Source organism: Xylanibacter rodentium (assembly GCF_013166575.1).
GTDB classification, from domain to species: Bacteria; Bacteroidota; Bacteroidia; order Bacteroidales; family Bacteroidaceae; genus Prevotella; species Prevotella rodentium.
Map to the genome: position 1 here is coordinate 1 of NZ_JABKKE010000061.1, position 1,246 is coordinate 1,246.

Annotated in this window: 2 protein-coding genes and 1 pseudogene; all 3 read left to right on the forward strand. The window is 52.9% G+C overall.

Annotation, left to right across the window (positions count from 1 at the left end; genetic code table 11):
* Positions 1-204, forward strand: a 204-nt coding sequence (locus HPS55_RS14015) for a DUF3408 domain-containing protein (protein ID WP_172325111.1), incomplete at its 5' end; no start/stop codon positions are given.
* Positions 201-917 carry a conjugal transfer protein TraD gene (locus HPS55_RS14020; RefSeq protein ID WP_172325113.1) on the forward strand — a complete coding sequence of 239 codons (717 nt, stop codon included), beginning with the start codon at positions 201-203 and terminating at the stop codon, positions 915-917. The genes HPS55_RS14015 and HPS55_RS14020, both read left to right, overlap by 4 nt.
* A 204-nt stretch (positions 918-1,121) precedes the next feature.
* Positions 1,122-1,246 (forward strand): annotated as a pseudogene (locus HPS55_RS14025) (conjugal transfer protein TraE); the annotation flags it as partial.

Genomic DNA, 1,246 nt, shown 5'->3' on the forward strand with positions numbered 1-1,246 from the left:
AAATCAGGCATCAAGGCGAGAGAGGGAAAGCAAGTGTACATCAGTTTGGCAAACCACAGCGTGATAACCGAAATCACCTATTTATTAGGTAAAGGAAATCTGACCATCGCCGACTATCTGGACAATGTGCTTAACGAACATTTCCAGACACACCGTGCCGAAATCAACCGTATGTTGGACTCAGTCCCCAAAGTAGAGCTATGAGCATGACGATGATTCTCCTGACCGTATCGGTGGGCTGTAACCTGTGGTTCCTGTTCCTGCTGCTCTACGACCGCATCATGGAAACGAAGCTCGTCCGCTTCCTTAGAGGCATTGCCGGACTGTGGAGGTCATTGGGCGGCACGACGGTAAAGCAGGAAACAGTACGGGAAACACCACCCGCAGAAAAACCGGACATCATCGGCAAGAGCCGTTTCAGGATGGCATCGACCCGGACAACCGCTGCCATACCGGCGCAAGAAGCTGCCACTTCGGAAAAAGGCATTGGGCTGGCGGAAGAAGACGCTACTTTTGACGACGGAAACGCGGAAGCCGTGTACTGTCCGGCACAAGTCCCGGAAGAGAAGCTCGACGAAACCTTCACGAGCATGCAGCCTTCGGAACTGGAGTTCGGAGAGGACGAACCGGAAGAGAATGGTCCGGATCTGCCACAGGCTTCAGGCAACAGCTTCGACGAGATAGACGATGCCGTCAAGACCGCCAAGAATCCGCAGGCGACAACGGCGGAACAGGACCGGGCAGCAAAGGTCTTCACCGACATGGAAGGGACGGAACTGTACGAGAAACTGATGGCAGGCTCGACAGAACTGAGCATCCGCATCAAGGGGCTTATTGAAATCCGGCTGAAGAAACCGGACAAGGAATTTACCGTCCCCGACAATATCGAGGATTTCGACATCCGGAAGTATGTGTAACGAAAGACGATAGAAAAAATGAAAACGTAAGACAACATCACACCACGCGGCACGGCGGTACAAGGTACGGCCCGTCCGCAACGGACCCTCCCAAGTCCGTGGAAACAAAGGGAGAATCCACTAAACCAAAGTAAAGTAATCAAGTATCAACCGCCCGAAAAAGGACCATCCACCCTTTGGACGGCACAAAAACAAGAACAGTTTATGAACAAGAACATCAGACAAAAGTCCATCATCTCTGCGGCACTTCTGGTTGCCGCAACCGCCTCCGCCTTCGCGCAGGGAAACGGCATCGCGGGCATCAACGAAGCCACCTCTATGGTGAGTTC